Genomic DNA, 18,129 nt, shown 5'->3' with positions numbered 1-18,129 from the left:
TTATAAAAATAGTGGTAACTAAGATAGCTCAACTTTGTATAACTATGACAAACCTGATAAATATCTTAAGCCTGTGCTTCTATGTGTTTAATCAAAGCTGCTAACTGATCTTCATTTTGAAAGAATATCTCAACACTACCATGCCCATCTTTTTTATGTTTAAGCTTAACTTCAGCGCCAAGCATGTCTGTTAATCTCTGTGTCAAACGCTCAGCATCACGAGACTGTGCTTGTTCGGTACGATTAGTTTTAGAGACCGGTTGCAAAATTGACTTAACAAGTTTTTCAGCTTCACGTACGGTCATCCCACCATCGATTATTTTTTGGGCAATAATCGGCTGTTGTTCAGAAGATAAAGCTAGAAGTGTGCGAGCATGACCCATATCTAGTGCGCTGGTTGCTAAATGGTCTTTTACCGTGTCGTGTAACTGATTCAGGCGCAGCAAGTTCGATACTGTTGTACGTGCCTTGCCAACAACTTCCGCAATCATCGCATGACTCATACCAAACTCAGTATGAAAACGTTGTAACGCTGCTGCTTGTTCAATCACAGACAGATCTTCACGTTGGATATTCTCAATCAAGGCAAGTGCAATAGCCAACTCATCAGATAATGCACGCTCAATTGCTGGGATAACGGCTTTACCAGCCATTTTTGCAGCACGCCAGCGACGTTCACCGGCGATAATTTCATGGGTAACAAACGCTTCACTCTTATCTTCATTGGCCAATAATGGTCGAATCACGATAGGCTGCATAACACCATGCTGCTCAATCGAAGATGCCAATTCAGCAAGTGCCGTTTCACTCATGTCACGGCGCGGCTGATACTTTCCTGCTTGCAAAAGCGTTACATCGATTTGTACCAAGCTAATTTGGTCTTCACTACTAACCTCTGTTGCATTCACACGGTTCTTATTTGCAGTATTTTTAGCAACGTTTTTATTAATAGTGCGTGCCGCTCGTGTCTTACGATTGCCATTTTCAGCAGTATCGTTCGCTACGGTATCAGTCTCTGTGGGCTGTGCAGTCCGTTTCTCATTGACTGGCGTGTTAGTCGCATTTCGCGTATCAATATCTGGTGTTTCAGCTGGCAAAGTCTTATCACGTGCCACTACATCATCTTGCAAGGCGGAGGCGGTGATTTGCTTTTCTTTTTTGATTGACCCTAACAAGGCATCTAAGCCTCGGTTGGCAGCCAACCCTCTTTTCTTCGCCATGATTACCTATCCTCTAACGCTAAAATAAAAGCCAAATAATGATTGATGCGGCTTACTCGTAAATATGATATTCGATGCTTATTTGTCTAATTTGTTCTGTGTACTTATAACCAGACTTTTTTTGATTACTAACAACTGTCAGCTTTGTTTCATCACTTCAGCGGCCAGCTTTTGATAAGCGCGAGCACCTTTTGACCATCTTTCGTACGCGATAACAGGTAAACCATGTGCAGGTGCTTCTGCCAAGCGAATATTTCTTGGAATATGTGTCTTATACATGATATCGCCAAAGTGAGACTCCAATTCAGCAGATACATCACGAGCCAAGGTGTTACGCGCATCAAATAACGTCCTCACGACACCGCGTATATACAGTTTCGGATTTAGCTCAGTTAGTCGCTCAATCGTCTGTGACAAATCTGCCAAACCTTCTAATGCATAGTATTCACACTGCATCGGAATAATAACACCATCGGTGGCAACCAGCGCATTAATCGTCAACAAGTTCAAACTGGGTGCACAGTCTATCACGACATAATCATAAGCGGGTTTTTTAGCCGCTATCTGATCGCTGACTAATGTCGCCATCGCTGTCTTGAACAGTTCATGACTATTAGTTTTATTCATCAAGGTGATATCCATACCAGCCAAATCACGATTAGCACCAATCACATCAAATCCTGCTGGACTGGTCACAATCGCCTCCGACAGTGAGACACCATCAAGCAAGACATCAGCGATGGTCAGAGTCAGCTCATTTTTATCTACACCTGTGCCGCTGGTCGCATTGCCTTGTGGGTCTAAGTCAATCAGTAATACATGCTTACGCTTAGCAGCCAAGCTAGCGGTCAAATTTACCGCTGTCGTGGTTTTCCCCACACCGCCTTTTTGATTCGCGATTGCTATGATTTCCATACACTCACTCAGTTTAATTAGAATTTATTACTATTATTTTTACTTTAGCCACTACAATATTTGCTACAAATATTTCAATCTGTCAAGCCAAGGCATCGTCCCTTGGGACATAAGACATATCAACTCTTCATTATACAAACAGCTCGCTTGATATCAATGCCATTCAATCATTATGTCGTTGTCATACAGACATAAACTCTGGTTCACAAAAAAAGTAATGGCTGTTTGCTAACTAAAAGGTGCTCATAGCTTAGACATTTTTGCGAAACAATTCAATTAAATGACGACTGTCATGCAAACGTGGCACTTTTAGCTTAATGGTTTTAAACTGCCAATCACTGTCTAGTACCTGTAACTCTTCATCACTCGGCACCTTACCTTTCATGGCACATAAATAACCGTCTTTTGCCAGCCTTGGCTGTGCCACCTCAACAAAATCTATCAAGCTAGCAAAGGCCCTAGAGGTAACCACGTCATAACTCGCTTCATGCGCTTCAATACGAGAAGCAATAGGCGTCATATTACTCAAACCAAGTTCGCTACTAATCTGCTTAATAAAACGGATTTTTTTCTGATTACTATCAAGTGCGCTACATTGACGCTCAGGTTGACAAATAGCAATAATCACCGCAGGTAATCCTGCACCAGTACCGATATCAAGTAACGACCCCGATGGCAAATGCGTTATAATAGCCAGGCAATCAATCACGTGTTTGATTAAAGCTTCTTCAGGATCGGTAATCGCCGTCAGATTATACGCTTTATTCCACAACAAAAGCTGGTCTAAGTACAATAATAATGTGCGCTGCTGTGTCTCACTTAAAGATAGACCCAGCTCATTTATTGCCTTTGCTAAAATATTGGCTAACGCTGGTAATTGTGAGCCAAGCTTAACAAAGCCAGTCGGATCAATACGGATATTGCCGATACTAGCAGACGACAAAGTATTTTTAGCAGAATCTGACATACAACGAGTTACCCAGTTTTAACATGTTAACCGTCTATTTTATCACGCACTTTGCTCATTGAATAGTTGCAGATTACACCAATGTTAGACATCTTATACTATCTACACTTAGATTGAGACGTTATTCTACTTCGGTAGTCGTAAACTCACTGTTAATTTCCATCTATTTTACTCATCTCACTAGAGCACGTCCTCATTTTAAAAAATAGTGATCAAAATAGCCAATCTCAGTCACACAAAGTGCAACATAAATAGTAACTGGCACAAAATCCATAACGAATATAGCTACTCTACCCTCTCAAGACGATATACCATATACCTATGATTGAACAGATACCTGCACCCAATTCTCAAATATCACGAAACACTAATAAAAAAGATACCAATAATATGGCAACACCCACTGCTAAATTGACAAACGATGAGCAAGAAAAAACAAATACACCGCACCCACTGTTTATAGAAGTAAAACAACGCTGCCTTATTAGCGCTGACCAGTTAAAGCGTTATAGCGAGCCAAACGAGCTGCCGACAGACACACGTACAGCACCTGATTTAGATGTTGGTTTTGGTCAGCAGCGGGCACTAAAAGCCTTGCACACTGCTTTAGATATACGGGCCAGTGGTTATCATGTGTTTGCTGCAGGAGAAAACGGCTTAGGTAAACGCACTGTTATCAGCCGCTTGCTAACGCGCATTGCAGCTGATGCACCAACACCAGATGATTGGGTTTATGTGCATAATTTTACCGATCCGCGCACCCCTTTAGCGTTGCGCCTGCCTGCTGGTCAAGCATTACTACTTCAACAGCAGGTAAGCAATCTTTGGCAACAAGCAAAAAAACGGCTGAGCCAACGCTTTCGTAGCGATCAATATCAAAGCAAAATCGAAGCCATAAAAAACGATACGCATCAAAAAGAAAGTCATGCTTACGAAGCACTCAATGCTGAAGGTAAGCAGTACGACTTAGCATTGACGTTTCGCTCATTTGATAATAAAGCCATGTTCGTACACCCAAGCCAGCTAACGGTAGACAGTGATAACGATCAGGAAACCGAAATAGACAAAATATCTAACGATAATAAAAACAAATCAACGATAGCAGACGATCATCACGATAATACAGCCAGTCTGAACGACAGTGCTGATAACAACTCCAATAATACAAACGATGATAGCCGCACCAAATCCGGCAACAGTGAATACGAATCTGAACTGAATAATTTTGTGCAAAAGAACCATATGCAAAAACGCTTGAGCCAGCTAACTATTGCTTTAGAGCGATTAGAAGATGAGGCCAACGATGCTATAGAAACACTACATCGCAATATCGCACGCCGCACACTACAGCCTTTATTCACTCCTATTTATAAACAGTTTGCCAACCAACCGCTGATCGTTGACTATCTAAAATCAGTATTTACCGATATGGTGACCCATGTAGAGCGTATCGTTAATGGTGATGATGAAGAGTTTGTAAAAGCAGTTTTGACCACGACACCAAGTCGTTACGCAGTCAATGTTATTGTTAGTCATACGCCAGATAGTGGTGCACCCGTCATTTTTGAGGATTTGCCAACGCACTTGAATTTACTGGGTCATGTTGAGCAAATCACCCAATTAGGCACAGTAACCACTGATGTCAGTATGATTAGAGCTGGTGCTTTACATCGTGCCAATGGTGGTTATCTACTATTAGAAGCCAGTCACTTGCTAGAGCATCCTTATGCTTGGCAAGGTCTCAAACGCGCGTTACAGTCACGAAAAATAAAACTCTCTAGCCTAGAGCAAATGCTTACCTTAACAGGGAGTTTATCATTAGCGCCTGCACCCATTGACCTTGATATCAAGGTAATTTTATTGGGCGAAGCCGACTTATATTATGAACTATTAGAACTTGAACCTGAGTTTGATGCCGTATTCAAAGTTCGCGCCGACTTTCATGATGATGTGGTTCGTACCAGTGAGCACGAATTGGCTCTAGTGGCAAAAATGGCTGATATCATTGACTATGCAAATCTTTATCCGTTTGATCGTAGTGCACAAGCTGCCCTACTTGAGCATTTAAGCTTACAGGCCGAAGACCAAGACCGACTCAGTCTACATAGTGATTTATTGATTAAGCTACTACATGAATCTAACCGCCATGCACGTTTGAGCGGTAACAATATCGTCGAGGCCTATCATGTCACTCAAGCCATCGATGATATGGACGAACGTTCAGGATACTTACGTGACTTATATTGGGATGAACTCAAAAATGGTCAGCAACTGATTCAAACACAAGGCAACGCTATCGGACAAGTCAATGCACTCACCGTAGTCAGCTATGCTGATAGTGAATTCGGCATGCCAGCCCGTCTGACTGCGGTTATCCAACCAAACATCGGTACTGGTGAAATTCTCGATATTGAGCGTGACGTAGATTTGGGTGGGAGCTTACACGCCAAAGGCATGCTGATTATGACCAGCTATTTACGGGCATTATTTAGTCAGCATCATGCACTGAACTTTAGTGCCTCACTCGCTTTTGAACAAAGCTACGCCCATATCGATGGCGATAGTGCAACTGTCAGTGAAGGCTGTGCGCTATTGTCTGCCTTAGCAAACGTCCCTATTGATCAATCTTTTGCTATTACCGGATCCATGAATCAGTTGGGCGAAGTCCAAGCGGTTGGCGGTATCAACTCTAAAATAGCTGGTTTTTTCGATGCTTGCCGAGAGCAAGAGCTCAATGGTCAGCAAGGTGTGGTCATTCCCATGGCCAACGTCAAACAGCTCATGCTGCGTGATGATATTATTGCTGCGGTCAAGGCTGGTATGTTTCACATTTATGGCGTCCATACATTAAGTGAAGCATTGACACTGATGACTGGCTTACCTATCGATACTATGAACAAAAAAGGACGCTATCGCAAAGGCACATTGTTTGGCAAAATCTTAGAGCGTTTGATGCTATGGGACGACAACCAAGATGACTACGAAGGCATTGAAGATAAAAAAGTAAAAAAGAAAGACAAGAAAAAACAGAAAGCCAAACGTCAAAAAGAAACGGACAAGCGCAAAAAAGACAAACTTAAAAATGAAAATGAAAACGATAGCAATGAGAACAAAAAAAATGAAAACTTAACCATTGATAGTGAAGCAGATATCAATAAAGAACCGAGCACTCACGATAATGATGCTTGATGCTTGATGCTTGATGCTTGATGCTATATAAGTTCATATACAGTCGATTCAATTTGAAAGTAATATAAGGCAACCGAGTGTAGAGGTGATACTTCAAACGAAGTTAACGCTGTAATACTTTTATAGTGGAGTGACGATACAGAAAAATTATTGAATCATCTCAGTTGCTAGACGCTACGGGGATTTTCTGCGATGATACAGGGTTACTACCCCACCATTGACGTATAAAATTGACAAATAAAAACTGACTCGATACTTCATAAAGGCTACCTCCTAATGACTGTACATCCGACTGACGCCGACCATATTCAAACTCAGACAAAATCTAATGAGCAAGCCAAAATGCTAGCGACTGAGCAAAATAGTGTCTCAGCAGATAATAGTGATAATCGACATGGCGCAGCGACGACTGCTCGGCAATGGCAAGTATTGTCACAGCTACAGCGTAATCGTTGGGTCGGCACCACACATATTTACGAGCAGCTTATCATGGCAGGTTTCGATATCAGCCTACGTACCGTACAGCGTGATTTAAATGCCCTAGCAAAACGTTTTCCTATCGAAAAAAACAATGCCAATCCGCAAGGCTGGCGCTGGTGTGATGACGCACCATTACAAAGCTTGCCGCACATGAACTTATCACAAGCAGTTGCTTTTAACATGGTTGAAGCAAATCTAACCCAGCTGCTACCGCCTGTGATTTTAGATGAGCTTTTTCCATGGTTTGACTTAGCACGTCGCCAGCTCAAGAACAGTAAAGTCACTCATTCGTGGATAGACAGAGTGCGTATCGAACCTGCCACTCAACCACTCATCGCGCCGCATATTGATTTGGATAGCAAAGACAATATTTATCACGCCCTATTTTATCAATTACAGATTAAAGCCTGCTATACACGCAGCGATAAATCTCAATCGAGCGAATACACACTCAATCCCATCGCCATCATCCAACGTGGCGTCATTATCTATTTGCTAGCGACTCGTATCGACGATCCTAAAGTGGTCATTCGCACCTTTGCCTTACACCGTTTCTCTAGCGTTGAGATACTTGAAAGCGCCGCAAAAACGCCTGATAAATTTCAACTCGATACTTATCTAGATGCAGGTGGTATGGGCTTTAGTCATCCATTATTCGGTGAGTTACCTGACCATGGGAAAAACACCGCTATCGAGCTACAATTCACTAAGCAAGCAGGCAAGAGCCTTACTGAAAGCAAGCTCAGTGACGATCAAATCGTCATATTGGATGATAATACGCTAACTATTCAAGCAACAGTTAACCTAACCTCGCAGCTGGTTTGGTGGTTACGTGGTTTTGGTAGTGGTTTACTAAACGCTAAGCCTAAGCTGTTATATCAAGCCGTATTAGACAAGTCTCTCGATAACAAGTAACAGCCGATATTCATATTGTCAAAAATTTTACCAATATGCAGATTTTACGATCATTTAAAAAATTAGAAACGAATAAGGACTATTATGTCAATCACTGCCCCATCACCATTACTGTCAGACAGTTTAAGAGGACTGGGCTTAGATTCGGGAACTTTGTTTTTTGCGCTAAACTATGAATTTACAAAAATTGAGCCGAAAGGGATGTTTAAGCGCTTTAAAAAAAACCAAAGTGCGATTGATATTGATTTAGCATGCGTACTGTATGACAAGAACTGTAATATTAGTGACATCGTTTGGTTCAAACAATTACGTGATACAGCTGAATCAGTTAAACATCAGGGTGATAGCCTGAACGGTAAAGATCGCGGCGAACAAGCCATGTACTTAGCACCCCTGGATCAGGAGCAAATCAGACTGTATTTAAATAAAATTCCAGCTCATATCACTCATATCGCTATGCTTGCCAACTCTTACCATGGTAATCCATTTTCTAGAGTTCAGAAAGGCGAAATTCATTTGAGCGATGATGAAGGTAATCACTGTTTTGAAGTTAACCTAAAAAAACTACCGCGTGACTGCACCACACTTTGGGTAGCGCATTTACGTCGAGAAGTAGAAGACTGGCATTTAACATTACAAAACTTACCACTGCCTGCCGAAAACCTAGCAACTGCCGCACAAGAAGTAGCATATGAGCTAGCACGTGCACTTCCATCACAGGGCTTATAACATCAAACATCCAAAATACAGGTAATGGTATTACATTCATTTATGGGGTGTTGAGCATGCGAGCATAGCACTGATAAAAACTGTTATTAGACCACTTGCTGCCAAAATAGTCAGCTTAGTCATTCTAAGCCTCTATCTTTAACAATAAAATGGCAAAAAGAAGACTATCTCCGAGAGCCAATGCTTTACAATGGTTCACCACAATGCGGGCAAAAATTCTTTTGTCGTACTTCCACTGCTTTTTCACGGCGCTCCAATGCTTGTTCACGTAATACTTGCAAGACAATATTTTGCGCTTGCTCTTTATCCAACCCTAACTTGCGACGAATTTTATCAATCATCATCTGATTCTGTACCAAATCAAAATCACTATCGATTAATTGCTCCCGAAAATGCTGTTCAAGCTCTTCACGGCGTTGAGCAAGTTCATCGGCTAGACCGGTCGCGAGAATACCGGCAGGTAGTGCCGCTAGACCCACACCTAATATAGTAATGACTGCACCCAGTATTTTACCAGCATTAGTAATTGGCGTGACATCACCATACCCCACTGTTGTTAGCGTAACTACCGCCCACCACATTGCTTTGGGTATCGACTCAAACTCTTCTGGCTGGGCATGGTTTTCTACCAAATAAATACCACTAGATGCGGTTACGATCATAATAATCAAAATAAAGATAACTGCTTGGAACGAGCCTTTTTCTTTACTGATAACCACTAACAAAATACGTAAAGAAGCAAAATAGCGCGTGAGTTTGAGAATACGAAATAAACGCAGAATACGTAAGAAACGTAAATCAATAGAGACAAAGAAATTCAAAAATGCAGGAATAATAGCAATCAAATCAATCATTGCAGACGGACTTTTTAGCCAATTCCATCGCTGTCGCCAAGTCGTATCATCTGGCTTAACTTCAGCAACGCTCCACAAACGCAGTAGATATTCAATAGAAAATACCACAATTGAAAAATTTTCAAACCATGTAAAATAGTCTTGATAAGGGTAATACCAAGTATCAACTGACTCTGCAATAACTGCGGCCACATTGGTCATGATGAGAAATATCAAAAAATAATCAACATAACGACTAAAGCGCGTATCATGCTCATCATTCTGCAAAATATTATAAACAAAAATACGTAAGCGCCGTATATATTGAAGTAGCATGCCATCCCTATGCGGTGAAACACCGGTCTTATATTAGTAATATACTGAACAGTATAGCGCTCTAAGAGTACTGCCCGTAGTGAAAATCAATACTGATTAGACAATACGGTAAATTGTTATACAAAGTCTAAATAATAAATATAAACTACCGTAAATAATATAAAAACAATGGCCATAATAGCGAATTGTAAGAACTGCTCATCAGCATGTAGTTGCTGACTGACATCTTGTGCAGGCAGTAGAAATAAATTGCACTCTGGACAACAAGAATCTATACGATTCAACATTGTCATAGAACGCGCATGTTTACAGCGCAAAGGAGAATTACTACAATAGCCGATCATAATATATTACGCCTATTTTTGTACCATAATCATTTATTCAACAAATGATGCATAAACAATTCTTATTGTAGCTTATGAAATAAAAGAATTGAATACACGTTTAAAACCTTACAGTTAAAGTGGATTTGTATTATAATAGACCTATAATGTTACAGGTTAATCAATAATCATAACATTGTGTATCGGTGACTAATGTTATCCCTCATTAGAAACTGACCCATAATCATCTCTCACATTGAGGAACCAAACGATGAAACTACAATCCCTAGTTTTAGCCGCTGCTACTGCACTTACGATGACCACTGCTTTTGCTGTACCTGCTGGTACTTGGTCTGTCGCTGCCGGTGCACACTATGTAGACCCTAAGAGTGACAATGGTACTCTTGCAGATGGTGCACTCTCTGTTGATGTTGGCGGCGATGCGCGCCCAACACTTACTGGTGAGTACTTTGTCGCTAATAATGTTGGCGTTGAATTATTGGCAGCAATTCCTTTCAATCATGATATTACCTTGACAACTGCTGATGGCGACAAAATTGAAGGCGAAACTCAACACTTACCTCCAACTCTATCTTTACAATATCACTTCGACTATGACAATATGCCGATGAACATCAAACCTTTTGTTGGGGTTGGTGTTAACTACACTACGTTCTTTAAAGAAAAGCTCTATACTGGTGATTCAGCTGATTTAGATATTGATGATAGTGTAGGTGTTGCTGGTCATATCGGTGTTGACTTCCCATTAACGTCAACAGATGCCTTCCGTATTGATGCACGCTATATCGACATCGAATCAGATGTCAGTCTAAATGGTGATGACCTTGGCGAAGTAGACATCAGCCCTTGGGTATATGGTGTTGCTTACGTGAAAAGCTTCTAATGTACTAAATATTTCATAAATAAAAAAGCCAGCTTAATAGCTGGCTTTTTTATTTATCATTTAGGGCGTGTTGAACATTCAAAGTTTCAGCCAAAGATAGGCACAAGCGAGAGCCACCGTATTCTCATAACTTTGCTTGAGCTTATCAAATCTAGTTGCAACCGCCCTGTAGTTTTTTAACTTAGCAAAAGCATTTTCTACTAAGTGTCGAGCCTTGTACAAGTGCCAGTCCATATGGTTATTGGTGGACTTAGTGTTCTGTTTTCGAGGAATATTATTGAAGCAACCCGCTTGTTCAATATGCGCTCGCAGCGGATCAGAATCATAGCCCTTATCGGCACATAGCATGTCTGTACCACTTAAATTAATCTTATCAACTAAGTCTGGAGCCACCTTTACATCGTGAGTCGTACCATCTGATAAGATAAAAGTAATAGGGTTGCCATGAGCATCAACCGCTAAATGAATCTTGGTGGCACGTCCTGCCACACTTTTACTAATGGCTTGTTCCACCTCATTGCTACCATTACTGTGCTGATGCGCTTTAATGTGTGTGCCATCGATAAATACCCATTCACAGTCTGAGTCTTTCATTAATAAAGCAAACAGTGCAATCAGTTTATTGCTGCGAAACCAGCGCTGATAAGCCTTGTAGACGGTATTAGGCTTACCAAAGCAAGGTGGCAGATCACGCCAAGGACAGCCAACACGCATACGATATAATACGCCTTCGACTGTTTGTCTAAGATTCCCTTTGTCATAGATATTAAGTTCTAGTAATATAGGTCTTAGTCTTGTCCAGTGTTGATCTTTGAGCATTGTACGAGGCATAGCAAACGATGTCTTTTTTGTGTGAGAACTTAAAGACTAACCGTTTGCTATTTTTTTGCCATCGTTTTATTCCCAATGTTCAACACGCCCTAATAGAATGAGAGTTGTATCAATAGAAAAGGCTATCCGTAGATAGCCTTTCTTGAACCAGTACTATTATATCGTTAAGTTTATAGCAAAATACGACGTGGATCCGCCAGTAACGTTGCAATATAACGCGTAAATACTGCAGCATCTGCCCCATTAATCACACGGTGATCATAAGACAGTGATAACGGTAGCATCAAGCGTGGCTCAAAGCTTTGCTTCTTAGCATCCCAACGTGGCTGCATACTCGCTTCTGACACCCCTAATATACCTACTTGTGGCCAGTTTACCAATGGTGTAAATGCTGTACCGCCTAAGTTGCCTTGGCTCGATATGGTAAAACTCGCCCCTTGTAAATCCTTGGTGCTGAGCTTCTTATCACGAGCTTTAACTGCCAGCTCGCCAATCTCAATAGCAATTTGCTTCAGACCCTTGTCTTGTACATTTTTAATAACAGGTACAATGAGACCATCATCTGTTGCCACTGCGATACCCATATTGACACTTTTACGCAAGATAACTTGAGTGTTGTCATCACTTAAGTGACTGTTAAAGCGTGGATGTTGGGTTAACGCATAAGCAGTCGCTTTGACCACAAAGGCTAAAATAGTGAAGCCAATACCTTCTGCTTTCATACCACCTTTTAGTTCACCACGTAGCTTTTCGGTCTCAGTGATGTCAGACAAATCAAACTGTGTTACTTGCGGCAACAATGTGTTGTAATTGAGCTGAGGTATCGAGACCTTCTGTAGACGGCTAAGATCTTGCGTCGATGTTTCACCCCAAATCTCGGTATTACTCATGTCTGGTAATGTTGGCAGGCTTGAAGTAGCCACATTTCCGCTGGCAGGTGCAGCTTTTTGAGTGCTTAGACTTTCTTTAACATGCGCAAACAAATCTTCTTTTAGAATACGATCATTCAGTGCCGAACCGCTCACTTTCGTGATATCCACACCTAACTGACGTGCCAGCTTACGTACAGCTGGACCTGCATAGACATCGACTAGCTTTTCATTTACTTGGGCTTCTGTCAGCTTGTCATTTTTATTGCTAGCAGCTGTAGTAGGCGTTGACGATTTTGTTGCTTGCTTTGGTTCGCTTGCAACAGTATCAGCCGCTGCTTTCTCAGCTTTTGGTTGCTCTGATGTAGGCGCTTTTGGTTTAGAGGTCTCTGTACTGGCTTTTTTAGCAGCAGGTGCATTACCTACAATCACAATGAAATCTTGACCGTTGGCAACCATGTCACCAGCTTGAACCAAAATCTTCTCGACCGTACCTGACACAGGTGCAGGCACTTCGACTGAAGCTTTATCAGATTCAATCAATAAAATCGATTCATCTGCATTAACAGTATCGCCAACACTAACCATGATTTCAGCAACTTGTGCCTCATCCACACCTAAATCTGGCAAGGCATAAGTAGCCGCTGCTGCAGGCTCATCACTACTGCTGTCATCAGCTTCCTCAGTCTGACTCTCTTCAACCGCTTGGCTTTCTGGAGCGCGTTCACTTTCAGCAGGCTCATCGCTAGAAGAGTCACTACTGGTTACCGCTGCTGTTTCGGCAGTACCTTCATCACTCTCAAGCTCTATCAGTACCATGCCTTCACTAACTTGGTCACCAACAGCAATACTAATTTTGGTGACTTTGCCAGCAGCAGAGCTTGGTACTTCTACCGATGCCTTGTCTGATTCTAATAACACGATGTTGTCATCTTTTGCGATAACATCACCAACTTCTACCATAATTTCGCTGACTTCAGCGCTATCAACACCCAAATCTGGGGCTTTAATATCCATGGGTTATCTCCTTGTCTTATGATTATTATTCTTTGACATCACCATTATTCGGTAAATTTGCATCCGCTTGATTTTCATTACTGATTTCATCATCGTCTTCAGCGATAAACTCAGGTACCGGATTTGGGTTTACATTACCTGGTGCTGGTGCATCTGGAGAATGATCATAATAAGACTGTTGTTGCCATGCAGGTGGATGATCCACATCAATGTCTAAGCTTGAAATCGCGTCTTTCACCAAACGCATCTCAACTTCACCTTCATCAGCTAGACGTTTCAGCGTTGCCACCACAATGTGTGCAGCATCAACGTTGAAGAAGCTGCGTAGGTTTTCACGCGTATCAGAACGACCATAACCATCAGTACCCAAAGTGGTATAAGGACGGTTGTCTGGCAACCAAGCACGGATTTGCTCAGAATAGTTGCGCATATAATCGGTCGCTGCAACCACGATACCTTCGTGCGGTGCCAACTGCTCTGTAACCCAAGGCACTTTCTCTTCTTCCATTGGATGTAGACGGTTGCAATCATCACAAACCATGCCGTCACGAGTCAGCTCGTTGAAGCTAGTCACACTCCAAACATTGGAGGTGATATTGAACTCATCTTTTAGAATCTGTGACGCTTTTTGTACTTCGCGTAAGATAACACCAGAGCCCAATAGCTGTACTTGCGTTGAGCCATTATCTTCAAGCAGGTACATACCACGTTTGATACCTTCTTCAGCACCTTCTGGCATAGCAGGTTGCTCGTAGTTTTCGTTCATCAACGTCAAGTAATAATAAACGCGTTCGCCTTCACCATACATACGGCGTAGCCCATCATGCATAACGACTGCTAGCTCATAACCAAAGCAAGGATCATAGCTGACACAGTTTGGTACGACATTGAATAGAATTTGTGAGTGGCCATCTTGATGCTGTAAGCCTTCGCCATTCAGCGTTGTACGACCAGCCGTAGCCCCTAACAAGAAACCTTGTGCTTGACAATCACCTGCTGCCCAAGCCAAATCACCCACACGTTGGAAACCGAACATGGAGTAATAAATATACATCGGAATCATCGGTAATGCGTTTACAGAGTAACTGGTTGCCAATGCAATCCAAGTACTCATGGCGCCTGCTTCATTGATGCCTTCTTCTAACATGTGACCATCAATAGCTTCTTTGTAGCCCATTAACGCTTCGCTATCTTCAGGCGTATACTTTTGACCAACAGCTGAGTAAATGCCTAATTGACGGAACATACCTTCCAAACCAAAAGTACGTGCTTCATCAGGTACGATTGGTACAACACGATCTTGAATGTCTTTATTCTTTAGCATTGCTGACAATAAACGTACAAACATCATCGTGGTGGATTGTTCTTTGCCATTACTACCTTTTAGTACTCGATCAAAAATCGATAGCTCAGGGATATTCAATGGAATATGGCCACTACGGCGATTAGGCAAGTGACCACCCAATGCTTCTCGACGACCTTTGAGATACTTCATCTCCGCTGAACCTTCTTCAGGGCGGTAGAATGGTAGAGTCTCTAGCTGTTCGTCGGTAAATGGCAGATCAAAACGATCACGGAAATACATCAAAGCTTCTTGATCCAGTTTCTTAATCTGATGTGACTTATTGACAGCTTGTGTTTGAGTAGATAAGCCGTAACCTTTCACAGTTTTGACCAAGACAACGGTTGGCTGACCTTTGGTTTTCATAGCTTCACTAAAGGCAGCATATACCTTCATTGGATCATGACCACCACGGTTTAGGCGTGATATATCTTCATCAGATAACGCATTAGCCATTTCTTCTAGCTCTGGGTACTTGTTGAAAAAGTGCTTGCGAGTAAATTCAGGCGTACGGGCTTCATATAACTGATACTCACCATCAACCACTTCTTCCATACGCTGTTTCAACACACCTGTATGGTCATTGGCTAGTAGACTGTCCCACTTACCACCCCAAATAACTTTAATTACTCGCCAACCTGCACCGCGGAATACAGATTCTAGCTCTTGGATGATTTTCCCATTACCACGTACCGGACCATCAAGACGCTGCAAATTACAGTTGACGACCCAAATTAAGTTATCCAGTTTCTCACGGCCAGCAAGAGAGATCGCTCCTAAGCTTTCTGGCTCATCAGTTTCACCATCGCCTAAGAATGTCCAAATTTTACGGCCTTCTTTTTCCAACAGCCCACGGTTTTCCATATAACGATGTACATGGGCGTGATAAATAGACATGATTGGACCAAGTCCCATCGATACCGTTGGGAACTGCCAATAATCCGGCATTAAATATGGATGAGGATAGCTTGATAAACCTTTACCACCGACTTCACGACGGAAATTATCGAGCTGATCTTCAGTCAAGCGACCTTCTAAATAAGAGCGAGCATAGATACCTGGCGCTGAGTGACCTTGGTAATAAATCATATCACCACCGAAATGATCACTAGCCGCACGGAAGAAATGGTTAAAACCAGTTTCATAAAGCGTTGCACTAGAGGCAAATGTCGCCAAATGACCACCCAAGTCATCATCATTTTTGTTCGCACGCATCACCATGGCCAATGCATTGTAACGAATCAAAGCACGAATTTTACGCTCAATGGTCAAATCACCAGGATACATCGCTTCATCTTCGACCGCGATCGTATTTATATAAGCGGTATCCAAACGATTGAATGGCAGTCCTTCTTGAACCGCCATGTTGTATAGAGCTTTTAGCAAAAACTGAGCACGATCTTTGTCCGCATGTTTGAGTACAGACTCAAAGGCTTGCAGCCATTCCTGTGTTTCGGTGCTATCAGCATCCTTATAATAGTTCATCTTATTGTCCTTTTTTATCAGTCAGCCCTGCATAGTGGCAGGGAGTTATTAAATCAAGTATCAATCAATACTGTCTTACATAAATCGTTTGCTCAATGACTTCCTTGTTAATTTTAAGAAATGACATTTCACAGGTTAGGTTTATAGGGCTGTATTTAACGGCTTCATAAACATAGTCGCTGCATAATAGATAGCTGCCCAACATAACCAATCAAAAAGAAAACAGCAGTGTCTCTTATTCCTTATAAATGGAACAGCTAGATAATAAAGGCAAAGTTGCCTTTGGCCTCTACAGTCAATTATCAGATGATAATAACTCTTCATTATAGGCTCTTCTGACATAGATGTTTATAGCTGTAGAGAAATGGTAATATGACAAGTATTTTTTAAATAAATAATGATTAGTTGCTAAGTAAATATTTACTAAAATAACATGTCTTTGGTCTTACTACTGTTAACTGTTTTACAGCATGACATTTTATCGCTTAATCACACCTTTCATCTTTTTTAGCTATGGGCTAAACCATAAAATCCTTATCATACAGATATAATAAATTTCGTCTTTTATATAGCAGAACTGTTGTTACAGTGAATATTATTTCAGGAAGTTAAATGCAAAAAAGTCAAATTCGTGGCTGCAAATATTACTCCGGCTCTACGCTCATGTTTGCCATCACAACTGCTGCTATTTTTATTATGGCTATATTAGTCACTATTAATGCAAAAGCTAACTCTTTGAACCTGCCTGCAACTGCTACCTACTCGACAACACCTAAGATATAGTCATAAAGTAATACTGGTTTGGCTGCTTATATGCCTTAGTAAATCTTTACTTCTTCATAATCAACAATGCACTGCTGCAATAAATACTTTTAATTTGTCCATGTCTGAGTTCCACAAGTCCTACATTAAAACTACATTGCATTTGAATACAAATAGAGTGCTTAATCGCTAACAAGAGCAACACTTCTCTCAATAAATTTGGTTAGAATAAAGTCATTGATAAAGTGTCTAAATTTAGACTGTATCAAATCGAAACTCTGCCATTCGGTGACCTCAACACGCAACCTATCTTATTCATTATAGATTTTTATATTTTTTTTGTTACACTCAAAAACGCTTATCCTTACTAGGGCGTGTCCTCATTTTAGAAATGGTGATAAAAATGAGATAAATTGCCGTCAAACAAGGAAAATAGCGCAGATAATATCGAGATATTAGTCAGCTATTTGACGCCGTTTGGCAAGATTTAGCTATTTTTAACCCATTTAGATAACTATCGATTGAATTAAGGACATGCCCTAGACTAGCGCCCTATTGCTGAACTACAAATACCTATATTAAGATGCACAAAACGGGATTGTATGAATAGTAACAATGTATGTTATGCAAGGAACACGATATGAAAGGTTTTGATATTTTACGTGGTGCTGTATTAACAAGTTTAGCATCGATATTTTTATTAAATACTGCTCAGGCTAATAATGCATTAAAGATGACACTAACAGCAACCAAAGTGATGAAGGATGCTGAAGGTCAAACCAGCTATATACCGATACGCACCGCACCCACTGGCACCATCGTTCAATACAAAGCAACTTATACCAATGCACTAGACAAAGACATTAGGGATATGGCGGTGATACTACCTATTCCCGCCAATATGGTCTTTACGGGTGAAGCTTACCCGGCTAGCGCACTCGCCAGTATTGATAGCAAAAATTACGGCCATATACCTTTGATGCGAAAAATAAATGGCAAGATGATTGAAATC

Annotated in this window: 14 protein-coding genes; 6 read left to right on the top strand and 8 right to left on the bottom strand. The window is 41.3% G+C overall.

The features are described from left to right. Positions 1-65 precede the first annotated feature (65 nt). The 3 genes from ACT3SX_RS02445 to rsmG all read right to left on the bottom strand — a co-directional run bounded on the left by ACT3SX_RS02445 (position 66) and on the right by rsmG (position 3,102). The gene (locus ACT3SX_RS02445; protein ID WP_442069514.1) at positions 66-1,220 is read right to left on the bottom strand and encodes a ParB/RepB/Spo0J family partition protein; all 1,155 of its coding nucleotides are present in this window, start codon (positions 1,218-1,220) and stop codon (positions 66-68) included. Between the two features lie 138 nt (positions 1,221-1,358). Then, the gene (locus ACT3SX_RS02440; RefSeq protein ID WP_192518756.1) at positions 1,359-2,135 is read right to left on the bottom strand and encodes a ParA family protein; all 777 of its coding nucleotides are present in this window, start codon (positions 2,133-2,135) and stop codon (positions 1,359-1,361) included. A 250-nt stretch (positions 2,136-2,385) separates the two neighbouring features. Further along, on the bottom strand, positions 2,386-3,102 hold the full coding sequence (rsmG, locus tag ACT3SX_RS02435; RefSeq protein ID WP_442069513.1) for a 16S rRNA (guanine(527)-N(7))-methyltransferase RsmG: 717 nt from the start codon (positions 3,100-3,102) through the stop codon (positions 2,386-2,388). A gap of 390 nt (positions 3,103-3,492) precedes the next feature. On the opposite strand from rsmG, the gene ACT3SX_RS02430 reads away from it, so the two are divergent. From ACT3SX_RS02430 to ACT3SX_RS02420, 3 genes are all read left to right on the top strand, one after another. Then, positions 3,493-6,291 (top strand): AAA family ATPase, encoded by a 2,799-nt coding sequence (locus tag ACT3SX_RS02430; protein WP_442069512.1) that lies wholly within the window; start codon positions 3,493-3,495, stop codon positions 6,289-6,291. A 276-nt stretch (positions 6,292-6,567) separates the two neighbouring features. Continuing rightward, on the top strand, positions 6,568-7,686 hold the full coding sequence (locus tag ACT3SX_RS02425; RefSeq protein ID WP_442069511.1) for a helix-turn-helix transcriptional regulator: 1,119 nt from the start codon (positions 6,568-6,570) through the stop codon (positions 7,684-7,686). Positions 7,687-7,770: 84 nt separating this feature from the next. Continuing rightward, positions 7,771-8,415 (top strand): TerD family protein, encoded by a 645-nt coding sequence (locus ACT3SX_RS02420; RefSeq protein ID WP_442069510.1) that lies wholly within the window; start codon positions 7,771-7,773, stop codon positions 8,413-8,415. A gap of 185 nt (positions 8,416-8,600) precedes the next feature. Here the strand turns inward: ACT3SX_RS02420 and ACT3SX_RS02415 are convergent, their stop codons facing one another. Both ACT3SX_RS02415 and ACT3SX_RS02410 read right to left on the bottom strand, forming a co-directional pair. Next, a complete protein-coding gene (locus ACT3SX_RS02415) occupies positions 8,601-9,584 on the bottom strand; it encodes an ion transporter (RefSeq protein ID WP_442074682.1) in 984 nt (327 codons plus the stop codon). A 116-nt stretch (positions 9,585-9,700) separates the two neighbouring features. Continuing rightward, a complete protein-coding gene (locus tag ACT3SX_RS02410) occupies positions 9,701-9,877 on the bottom strand; it encodes a hypothetical protein (protein WP_442069505.1) in 177 nt (58 codons plus the stop codon). A gap of 301 nt (positions 9,878-10,178) precedes the next feature. On the opposite strand from ACT3SX_RS02410, the gene ACT3SX_RS02405 reads away from it, so the two are divergent. Next, on the top strand, positions 10,179-10,811 hold the full coding sequence (locus ACT3SX_RS02405) for an OmpW/AlkL family protein (protein WP_442069503.1): 633 nt from the start codon (positions 10,179-10,181) through the stop codon (positions 10,809-10,811). 78 nt (positions 10,812-10,889) lie between these two features. Here ACT3SX_RS02405 and ACT3SX_RS02400 read toward each other — a convergent pair whose 3' ends face one another. The 3 genes from ACT3SX_RS02400 to aceE all read right to left on the bottom strand — a co-directional run bounded on the left by ACT3SX_RS02400 (position 10,890) and on the right by aceE (position 16,355). Then, on the bottom strand, positions 10,890-11,642 hold the full coding sequence (locus ACT3SX_RS02400; protein WP_442069502.1) for an IS5 family transposase: 753 nt from the start codon (positions 11,640-11,642) through the stop codon (positions 10,890-10,892). A 170-nt stretch (positions 11,643-11,812) separates the two neighbouring features. Then, on the bottom strand, positions 11,813-13,528 hold the full coding sequence (locus ACT3SX_RS02395) for a 2-oxo acid dehydrogenase subunit E2 (protein WP_442069500.1): 1,716 nt from the start codon (positions 13,526-13,528) through the stop codon (positions 11,813-11,815). 25 nt (positions 13,529-13,553) lie between these two features. Next, entirely contained in the window at positions 13,554-16,355 is a 2,802-nt protein-coding gene (gene aceE / locus ACT3SX_RS02390; protein ID WP_442063143.1) for a pyruvate dehydrogenase (acetyl-transferring), homodimeric type, read from the bottom strand. A 612-nt stretch (positions 16,356-16,967) separates the two neighbouring features. Here aceE and ACT3SX_RS02385 point away from each other — a divergent pair. Together ACT3SX_RS02385 and ACT3SX_RS02380 are read left to right on the top strand one after the other, a co-directional pair. Continuing rightward, the gene (locus ACT3SX_RS02385) at positions 16,968-17,138 is read left to right on the top strand and encodes a hypothetical protein (protein WP_192518747.1); all 171 of its coding nucleotides are present in this window, start codon (positions 16,968-16,970) and stop codon (positions 17,136-17,138) included. Between the two features lie 619 nt (positions 17,139-17,757). Further along, positions 17,758-18,129 (top strand): hypothetical protein (locus ACT3SX_RS02380; protein ID WP_444519137.1); only part of this gene is annotated, 372 nt, incomplete at its 3' end.

It is taken from the genome of Psychrobacter sp. AOP31-B2-9 (assembly GCF_052378005.1).
Lineage (GTDB): Bacteria > Pseudomonadota > Gammaproteobacteria > Pseudomonadales > Moraxellaceae > Psychrobacter.
Note: the sequence above shows the minus strand (reverse complement) of the source record. Positions and strands in the feature narration are given on the sequence as shown.